The 9,758-nt window shown below is 62.4% G+C and carries 5 protein-coding genes; 1 reads left to right on the plus strand and 4 read right to left on the minus strand.

The annotated features are described in order from the left end of the window. Positions 1-351 precede the first annotated feature (351 nt). Entirely contained in the window at positions 352-1,221 is an 870-nt protein-coding gene (locus HMPREF2682_RS02880; protein ID WP_070831254.1) for a hypothetical protein, read from the plus strand. A 75-nt stretch (positions 1,222-1,296) separates the two neighbouring features. Here HMPREF2682_RS02880 and HMPREF2682_RS02885 read toward each other — a convergent pair whose 3' ends face one another. The 4 genes from HMPREF2682_RS02885 to HMPREF2682_RS02900 all read right to left on the minus strand — a co-directional run bounded on the left by HMPREF2682_RS02885 (position 1,297) and on the right by HMPREF2682_RS02900 (position 9,550). After that, the gene (locus tag HMPREF2682_RS02885) at positions 1,297-5,658 is read right to left on the minus strand and encodes a non-ribosomal peptide synthetase (protein ID WP_210400849.1); all 4,362 of its coding nucleotides are present in this window, start codon (positions 5,656-5,658) and stop codon (positions 1,297-1,299) included. Between the two features lie 256 nt (positions 5,659-5,914). Further along, positions 5,915-6,142 (minus strand): phosphopantetheine-binding protein, encoded by a 228-nt coding sequence (locus HMPREF2682_RS02890; RefSeq protein ID WP_005507422.1) that lies wholly within the window; start codon positions 6,140-6,142, stop codon positions 5,915-5,917. Between the two features lie 66 nt (positions 6,143-6,208). Further along, a complete protein-coding gene (locus HMPREF2682_RS02895) occupies positions 6,209-7,909 on the minus strand; it encodes a (2,3-dihydroxybenzoyl)adenylate synthase (RefSeq protein WP_049354603.1) in 1,701 nt (566 codons plus the stop codon). A gap of 267 nt (positions 7,910-8,176) precedes the next feature. Then, positions 8,177-9,550, minus strand: coding sequence for an enterochelin esterase domain-containing protein (locus HMPREF2682_RS02900; protein WP_070831256.1), 1,374 nt, complete (start codon positions 9,548-9,550; stop codon positions 8,177-8,179). Between the last annotated feature and the right edge of the window lie 208 nt (positions 9,551-9,758).

Genomic DNA, 9,758 nt, shown 5'->3' on the forward strand with positions numbered 1-9,758 from the left:
GGTGCCCAATCAACATTACGGGGGGGGCACGACTCACTCATCTATGAGTATTTGCCCTCCATAACCCATAGGGGTTCATGATGAAGCTCTAGAACACTCTCCCAGCAGTAACGACGCTGCAGAAACACCCTTGTGCGTGGTCTGCACATAGCGTCTTGGCCTTTCGCTATGGGTGCTCCCAAGCTAGCAGGCACTCCCCCAAGATTCTGCTTATCGCTCTGGGATTCACATAGATTCCAGATTCTCTCAACACCCATATTCACCGGGTCATGTGCTTTCCAATCATCAGTAGAACACAGTCCCGCTTTCTTTACTGTTACATATTCTTTATCCAATTACGGAGGGAGAATCATGAACCTCAAGAAATTCTTTCAGCCCGCAATGGCTTTAACATTTGCATTCACGCTAGCCTGCACATCCTGTTCTACAGGCCCGCAACTAGAACGTGATGAAACAGCCCAAGCAACTCTAGACTATAAAAACAACCAAATCATTACTCCACTCGAAGAATACAATGACATTTTCGATGAAAATTCCCAGTATTACACTCAAGCCTTGGAAATTCTCAGGCAGCGCTGTTTCGCAAAGCACGGCCAGTCCTACGAAATATATATCCCGGATGTAGAAGATAGGAAATTCTTTTCATCCGGTCGCGAGTTTGGTCTCTGGAACCCCGAATACGCCGCCAAATATGGAAACTACAAGCGACCCGGGAATGCACCATCATCCGCGGGCTATGACACAAAAATCATGGAACAGTGCATGCCTGAAATCTTAGCCACGTTGAAAGAGATCGCGGGCATTAGCCTCGAAGAGCAAAGTGGCCTCTCAGAAGCCTATCGTCGAATCCACGGTGAATCCTATGCAGCTGCCATGAATCATCCCGAATGGAAAAAATACCGTGAAGCATGGTGGAAATGCCTATCGGATAAAGGTTTAACACCACGAAAGGGCGACGAAGAATGGGAAACACAAGAACTATCAGATGCAACCCGCGCTAGCGGTGATAATAATGCCCCGGCATCAGAAGAAGAAATTCGGCTCAGCGTCATTGAAGCACAATGTAGTAAAGATACAGGAATGGCTCAAGGTCTTGCCAATCTTGTAGCCTCATACCAAAAACCGCTCATTCGAGATAATGAAACAAAACTAGAAGAACAGCGACGGCAGCAATCAGAAGTTAATCTCCGATATAAAGAGTGGGTTCTCAAAAACCAATAAATATAAATGTCCCCGATTGATGAATCATCAATCGGGGACATTTATATTTATTAATTACTCTACAGATAGAGCGGGCTAATTGGCGAAGTGGCCGGTCACCTCCGCCAAACGCGCCGGGTTCACCAAATCAGGGTGCGTACCCTCCAGCAGCACCGAACGGAACGACGACGCATGCGCCGCCCAACCCGCCGCATCCAAATACGGCTGATCTTCATGCGGCACACCCACCAGCAACACATCACCATCAAAGAACGCCTGCTCAGCACCACGCATCAACGCCGCCGAAGCACGCATACTACCCAGGCACACGCCCAGCTTCTCCTCCGGTAGGTACCCCATCGCCGAACCCGCCCGCTGCAGACGCTCCAACGTACCCGGCAAATCAAGCTGCTCATCAGCGGCAGGCTCCGGCAAACCGCCCATACGCAACAGCGCGCGGAAGCTCTCCTGCTCATCCGGCGCAGGCACACCCTGCCACTGCTCCGAAGGATACGCATCCAACAGGATGACGCGCTCAACATGCGCACCCGCAGCCTGCGCCAAAGCCGCCACCTGCACCGCAGCAGTACCGCCCACAGACCAACCCATCAGGGCAAAACGACGCGGCAACGAACGCGCCGCCAGGGTCTTCTCAATCTGCGCCAGGTAGCCCTCAGCCAGTTCCTGCAAACTCGACGCAAACCCAGCCTGCGGGTCAGAGAACGCCTCAGCCTGCAAAGCATACACGCCCTGCTGAGCCGGAAGATGCGAGAGATACCCCGCATAGCACCAGCCCAAACCACCCGCGGGCGGCAGAATAAACAGCGGGGCGGGGGCTTCGTCGTGCGCGGCAGGATGTTCACGCTGAGCCACAACGTGCTCACGCAGCGGCAGAACCGGCGCGAACTCCGCGCCCTCGCCGCGCTCGCCCGCAATGGACGCCGCCAACGCCTGCACGGTCGGATGCGCAAACAGCGCACCGATGCTCACGCTCAGGCCCAGCTGCTCCTCCACCGCGGCAATCACCTCAAGAGCTGCCAACGAATGACCGCCCGAGGCGAAGAAATCCTCATCCACGCCGAAACGCTCACGACCCAGCACACCCGCAATAATCGAGCACAGCTGCTGCTCCAGCAGACCGTGCGGGCCCTCAGCATCAGAAGTCTGCGGGGTCAGGTCCAGGGTAGCCAACAGCTTGCGATCCGCCTTACCGGAGGGGCTCACCGGCAACGCAGGCAGGGTGTGCCACAGAGTCGGAACCATGTAGTCCGGCAGAACCTGTGCACAATGCTCGCGCGCCGCCTCCACCAGCTGCTCCGCACGCTCGGCGGGCACGTCGCCCACCTCCAGCACCGCCGCCAGGGCAGGCTCACGCAGGCCACGGTACAGCAGAGCCACCGAAGCGCTCACGCCCTCAACCGCGGCAAGAGCCATCTCAATATCGCCCAGCTCCAGGCGCTGACCGCGCACCTTAATCTGATAGTCCGTGCGACCACGGTAGCCAATGACGGCGCGGCCATCGGGAAGAATCTCCCAGCACGCCAAATCGCCCGTACGGTACAGGCGCTGGTTCTCACCGTTCAGCAGCGCGAGCGCACCGGCAGGAGCCTGCTCCACAAAAGCCGCCTCGGTCGCCTTCGGGTTGTTCTTGTAGCCGCGCGCCAGCTGCACACCCGACAGGTGCAGTTCACCCGTCACGCCCACCGGCACGGGGTGGCCGGTCGGGTCAAGAATCAGGGTGCCGGTGTTCCAGACCGGCTCACCAATGGGCACGCTCTCGCGCTGCGGGTCGGTGGAGGTCTCCCAGAAGGTCACATCCACCGCCGCCTCGGTCGGACCGTAGAGGTTCAGCGGGTACACGCCCAGAACCTCGCCCGCCACCTGCACCTGGTCCTTCTGCAGAGCCTCACCAGAGCAGACCACGTAGCGCAGGGGCTGGTCTCGATCCCGACCGAAGCCGGCATCAGCCAGGATGCGGCGCGCCGCCGGCGAAGAGGTCAGCGCCGACAGCATGGTCGGCACAAAGTGCACCGCCGTGACGGACTGCTCGGCGAACACGCGCGCCAGGTAGGCGGGGTCGCGGTGACCATCCGGGGCGGCAATGACCACGGCGGCACCCTCGGCGAGCGGCCAGTACAGCTCCCACACGTGCACGTCAAAGGAAATGGGGGTCTTGTGCAGAACGCGGTCGCCCTCCCCCACCGGAATCTGGTGCTGCTGCCAGCGCAGGCGGTTATCAATCGCGCGGTGGCTAATGGCAACGCCCTTCGGGCGACCCGTGGAACCGGAGGTGAAGAGCACGTAAGCGTCCTCGTCCAGGCCGGTTTTGACACCCGGAAGCTCCTCGGCGGCGGGTGCCTGTACAGGTTCCTCGATGGTCAGCTGCGGTAGGGTGTGCTGGGGCAGGTTCGCGTGACGCTGCGGCTCCTGCGGATTCAGCTCCTCCGCGCTCAGCGGGTGCAGGCCGGGGCCGTGCAACAGCAGGGAGCATTCGGCGTCTTCCATCATCACGCCCACACGCTCGGCGGGCAGATCCGGAAGCACCGGAACGTAGGTGGCGCCAGCGTACAGCAGGGCGTACAGCGCCACGTACTGCTCGGCGCCGCGGTGCACACGCAGACCCACCGCGTCGGAAGGGCGAACGCCCCAGTCCAGCAGCTGCGCGGCAAGCACACGGGCGCGCTCGTCCAGTTCGGCGTAGGTGAGGGCGCGGTCAAAGGTGTAGGCGCGCTCCGACTCGGGGGTGAGCACCTCACCGGGCACGGGGGCAGAATCCAGCACCGCGAGCGCCTGCGGATGCGCTGCCACCGCGTCACGGAAACGATCCAGCAGGGTCTTGTACTCCATCGGGTGCTCGGTAAGCGCCGGGGCGGTCAGCTCGCGCAGGGTCGCAAGCTCAGCCTCGGTCGCCAAGCCGAGGTTGTTCAGGGAGGCGTCCTCGCGCTGCGCCTCCGCCGCGTAGGCGGGCAGCCACTCGCTCAGGCGGGCGGCGTGACGTTCCAGCTCCTCAGCGGTGTAGAGCGCCGGGTTCATGTCAATCTCGCAGGAGATGCTGTTGCCGCGGCCGGGCATGCCGCGCAGGGTGAAGGTCGCGTCGGCAACGGGACCGGCAGAGATATTGTGGATTCGTGCCATCGGTATCGGCTGTACGGTTCCGGACTCGTCCTTAGAGGGCGCCGCCAGCGGCAGCACCGCATCAAAGGGCACCACGTTAATCTGCGCACCAAACAGCCTGGACTGGGCATTACGCGCAGTACGCTCGAGGTCTTCCTGACGAGCCAGCGGATGCTCCGCATTGCGGGCGTACTGTTCCTTCACCGAGTGCAGGGACTCCGCGATGGGGCCAGTCGCCGCAACCTGCACCGGCAGAACGTTCACCGCGGTACAGCCGGTCTGCGCGCTCGCCGTGCCCAGGGCGCGGGTCGCCTCCGGCAGGGTGCGGGCGAACATGCGGTTCATCTGCGGCACACCGAACGAAGCCTGCGGGTAGCCACCCACACGCGCCAGGTACGAGCCGACGGCCGCGGTCGCCAGCACCGGCCAGGAGACAGCGTGCTGCTTTGCCGCATCCAGCAGAGCCTGCTGGGTGGGCACATCAATGCTGAACGCCAGGCGCACAGACTGCGCCGACGGGGATGCGGTACGACCCGCCAGGGAGGTGTCTTCCTGCTCCAGGGCGCCGCTCGCCTCCCAGAAGGCGACGTCTTCGTCACGGGCGCTGGAGGCGGCATCGTCCGCGTCGAGCAGCTGCTGCAGACTCATGCGGCGGGTTGCCGGAACCGGCTGACCGGCGGACAGGGCGCGGTATATCGCCGCCACGCGGGAAAGGCCGTTGAACGCGGCGAATCCGTCGGCAACCACGTGGGAGAAGGAATGGTACACCCAGAGGAACCCGCCGTAACGCGCCACGGCGCTGCGCACGGTCACGCCCTCATCGGTGGTAAGGGGCTGGGCGAGCAGGCGCTGTGCCCAGGCGCGCACCGGCGCGGGCAAATCAGAGTCAGGCAGGGCTGAGTCAGGCAGGTCAGAGGCGTTCTCCTCCCCCGCCTCTGCGGTGCCGTTCAGCTCGCCCTCCTCCAGTTCGCCCCCGTCCAGTTCGCCTCCGTCCACGAGCAGGTCAATACCCTCGAGGAACGCCTCAAGCGGCAGAATCTGCTGGGAGGCGGCACCATCGGCAATGCGGGTGCGCACGCGGAAACCCTCGTTCTCGCGGTAGAGCTGTTCAAAAGCCTCACGCAGCAGAGCGAGGTCGGTATCTGCGGGGCATTGCAGAACCTCCGCAGTGTTGTAGCAGGGGTTCGTCGGGTCAATCGCGGCGGCAAAGTAGATGCCGCGCGCGTTAGTGGTCAGCGGCAGCCAGGGGCTGTCAGCGCTGTGCTGTGCGGAGGGGTTCGCGGCGGTGCGAAGGTCGGAAGCAGTCCCGAAGCTAGCGGGTGCGGTAGTATCAGCTACGCCCATGGTGGCCTCTCAAAGGTCTGGATTAGGGGTCTGGATTAGGGATGATATGCGGTGTGTGAAAGGTAAGTGTGAAAGGTAGGCTACTGCTCCGCCGCTTCACGCTGGCAGAAGTGCGTTGGCAGAAGTGCGCTGACAAGGGTAAACGCAGCCACACAACACGGCACAAAACCTGCGCAAAGAAAAACGAGGCGAGTAGCAAACACCCCGGGTACCCGCCTGCATTCGCGGCAGGCGGGCACTCGGGGTGCGGTAACGCTTAGCCCAGGCGGGAGGCGATGAACTCCACGGTCGGGTTCTCCACCAGCTCGGTAAACTCAATCACGGCGCCCTCAGCGGCAAGGTCGTCGAGCAGGGCGAATGCGCCCATAGAGTCCATGCCTAGGGAGAACAGGTCGGTGGTCGGCTCGTCAAAAGCGGTCTGCAGGGAGTCGGGCTCGACGATGTACTTCTCCATGATGGGGCGCAGGGTCTCAAATGCGGACATTTTTCTCCTCAATAGGGGTAGGAATAAGGGCGTACGGTTTAGCCGAAAATGGTCAGCTCAAAGGGTTTAGCCGAAAATTTCGGCAAGCTTGGCGCGCAGTTCGCGGCGAGAAATCTTACCCACGTTCGTGGTGGGCAGCTCCTGCAGAACCTGCACGCGCTCCGGGATCTTGAAGTCGGCGAGCTTCTTCGAAGTGAAGAACTCGTGCATCGTGCGGCGCGGGTTTTCGCCCAGGTCGGCGCCTTCCAGCGGCACAATGACCAGGCCCACGCGCTCGCCCACAGTCTCATCCGGGATGCCCAGAACCACGGCGTCAAAAACGTCGGGGTGGGTCAGCGCCAGCTCTTCGATTTCGTCCACGGCAATCTTCTCGCCGTTGCGGTTAATCTGGTCCTTCGCGCGGCCAGTCACCTCAAGGTACTTGCCTGCGACCAGTCGCACAATGTCGCCGGTGCGGTAGAAACCGTCCTCGGTGAAGCCGTAGCGGTTCGCGTTCTCCTCCAGGTAGTAGCCGCGAATCGTGTACGGGCCGCGGGTGAGCAGGTGGCCGCTCTCGCCGCGCTTAACCGGCTGATCCTGATCATCAACAATCAGGATTTCGTCGTCGGGGCTAATCGGGTAACCCTGAGTCCTCAGACGCATCTCAATCGGGTCGGTCGAGCGGGTGTAGTTCACCAGGCCCTCAGCCATGCCGAACACCTGCTGAACGGTGCAGCCGAGCACCGACTCAATCTTGCCTGCAACCGCCGGAGCCAGCTTCGAACCGCCCACCTGCAGGGTCTGCAGGGACGGCAGGGACACGCCGCGCTTCTCCGCGGAGGCGACCCACGCCTGAGCCAGCGGCGGCACCAGCGCGGAGGTGGTCACGCCCTCCATCTCAATGAGGTGGAACGCAGTCTGCGGGGACGGATCCGCCGCAAACACCAGCTTGCCGGAGGCGCACATGACGCCCAGAATACCGGGCGAGCTCATCGTGAAGTTGTGGGCGGCGGGCAGCACCACGAGCATGGTCGTGTTGTTGTTCAGCTTGCAGATATCGACCGAGCCGCGCACCGAGTACAGGTAGGCGGCGTGGGTGCGAGGAATCAGCTTCGAAATGCCGGTCGTACCGCCGGAGAGCTGCAGGAACGCCACCTGCTCGCTCGCACGCAGGTTCTCGGTGTTCTGAATGACACCGGGCACGAACTCTTCAGCGAGCTCCTCTTCGGTCAGCGGGGTCAGCGGCTCCGCAACGTCAATAGCAACCGGCGGCTCCAGGGAGTTCTTGCGCAGCTCGGCGGCAACGTCCTCGTGCAGGGCGGTGAAATCTGCGCCCGGGGTCAGCGAAGAGAACACGTGCGCCGCAGCGTCGGTGCGGGTCGCAAAGTGCACGAGCTCGGTGGTGCGGTGCTGCGGCAGGCAGAACACCGGCAGCGCCGCCGCCCAGAAAATACCCAGCAGGTACACCAGGTACTCGGCGGTGTTACCCAGCTGCAGCAGCACACGGTCGCCCGGCTGCACGCCAGCCTGAACGAGGCGCGCCGCAGCGGCACGACCTGCCGCCTCCAGCTCACCGTAGGAGAGGCGAATCTGCTGGGGCTTGCCGTCCTCATCGAGCTGCGCGTGCGAGAGCGCCACCAGCGCCGGGAAGTGCGGCTTTGCGCGGCATGTATCTAGCAGGAACTCGGGGATAGTCTGGTCAATCCAGTAGCCGGCTTCGCGGTACTTCGCGGCAAAAGACTCGGGGATGAGCGGCGTGGGGGCCAGGGGGCTACGTTCTACGGTCATCTTCTCTCGATTTCTGTGTCGTTTGCGGTTTCTATAGCGCTCACGTGCTGCGTGCGTTCGCAGCGTGATGCCATCTCGTCAATGAGGGCGGGTGCGCAACCTGCGCCGGGTACCCTTCGGCACCCCTCGCGGCGCGGTAGTGTTGCACTTCTCTTAGGCTGTACTTCTCTAGGATACGGGCGCGGCGGTGTTTACCCTAACAGGACCCCCGCACGCCCACCATGCGGGGTGTGCTCTACCCGTGCAGGATTCATAGGCGACCTCTCGCTACTCCTCAGCTAAGCTCCGCTCAGCGCGCTCAGCCTCCCGGCAGGCAGCAATAATACGCTCCAACGCCGGCACAATTGCACCGCGCCAGCACGCATAATCGTGACCGCCGTTGAAGGCCGTGCAACGCGCATTCTTCAGGCCCAGCTTTTCCAGGCGCTCCTTCAACTCGCGGTGAGGCGGTACCAGAATCCATTCCTGCTCCCCCACCTCAATCTCAAGCTGCAGGTGGCGCAGACGGTCAATCTCGCCCGCCGCCTCTAGCTCGTCCAAGCGGTCCATGACCTGCGGCTGCCACAGTGACGAAGACTGCGCAATCGCGCCGCCAAACGCCTCCGGACGGCTCAGCACCGCCAACAGGGAGGACAGGCCACCCAGCGACTGACCGTTAATCACAATGTTCTGCGGGTCGGTCTTAATGCCGTGCACCGCCTCCAGGTGCGGGAACGCAATCTCCACCAGGTAGTCGGCAATCGGGTTGTCGCCGTTCAGTTCCTTCCAACGGTTCTCACGACCGCCAGAGTGAAGGAAGAACACGTGCATCGCCGGAATACGGCCCGCCTCATGGGCGCGGTTGAGGGTCTGCTCCATGCCCTGGCTAAACCACATCTCACCGTCGAACTGCACGAACAGCGGCGCGTCCGGGGCGGGGTCACCCACGCGGCCAAGCACGTACTGGTGACCGTCAGAGGTCTGCATCCACTCGGGGGCGGGCAACGCGTCAATCTCTTCCTGAGTCAGAATGAACTCCTGCACCGGCGCGTGCTCAAGCTGCACCACACCCATGCAACGGCCGATGCGGTTGCACACGGTCTCGGGGTTCAGCGGGTCGCCCTCGCCGGAGTCCAGGGCGGCGCGCAGGCGCACCTGGTCGTCGTCACCCAGCCAGGCGGGGCGCTCGCCGGGCAGCGCCGGCAGGAAGTTGTAGGAGGCACGCCAGGTGGTTTCCATCTGCATGCTCAGCTGCCACCAGCCGGTGCCCTCAATGCGGGTCATGAGGGAACGGTCGAGGTTCTTCTCATCGGTCAGGCGGTTGATGAACATGAGCACCTGCTCCGCCTGCTCATTGTGGTAGAGGAAGGTGACGATGCGCTCGTTCTCGCTGATGCTGCCGTCTTCGCGGTGTACCGGCTCAATAATCGGGGTGCCCTCGGAGACGACCTCAACGATGCGGGCGTTCAGCTCTTCGGGGCTGACCGCCTCAGCGATGAGGGCGCTGATGAGGGGGCTGTCCACGCGCGGTGCCGGTACGGGGCGCGGAGTCTTGGGAGGGGTCGGGCGCACAGCCGGCGCAACGGTACGCGGCTGCGCAGGGGCAGTCTGCACAGAAGTAGCCTGTGCGGGAACGGTCGCGGTGGGTTCGTGCTCGCCCAACGGTTCCTCCTTGGTCTGTGGAAACACTCAATCGGTGAGAATCGGTGAGGAGGCGCATTATCGTTAGTTAGCCTCTACTACCTCACTCTATGGTATCCCTTACCCAAACTCTAGCCAAAGGGAAAAGCGAAAGAACCAAAACATGACAAGATGACAGCGAGCGCGGGCATTTTTCTCGCCTCTCTCCCCCCCCCCCAAAAAAATGGGG

The organism is Rothia sp. HMSC061D12 (genome assembly GCF_001836735.1).
Classification (GTDB): domain Bacteria; phylum Actinomycetota; class Actinomycetes; order Actinomycetales; family Micrococcaceae; genus Rothia.

Bases quoted from the DNA above. Each gene is read 5' to 3' on its own strand.
- HMPREF2682_RS02880 (WP_070831254.1), top strand. From the start codon at position 352: ATGAACCTCAAGAAATTCTTTCAGCCCGCAATGGCTTTAACATTTGCA.
- HMPREF2682_RS02885 (WP_210400849.1), bottom strand. From the start codon at position 5,658: ATGGGCGTAGCTGATACTACCGCACCCGCTAGCTTCGGGACTGCTTCC.
- HMPREF2682_RS02890 (WP_005507422.1), bottom strand. From the start codon at position 6,142: ATGTCCGCATTTGAGACCCTGCGCCCCATCATGGAGAAGTACATCGTC.
- HMPREF2682_RS02895 (WP_049354603.1), bottom strand. From the start codon at position 7,909: ATGACCGTAGAACGTAGCCCCCTGGCCCCCACGCCGCTCATCCCCGAG.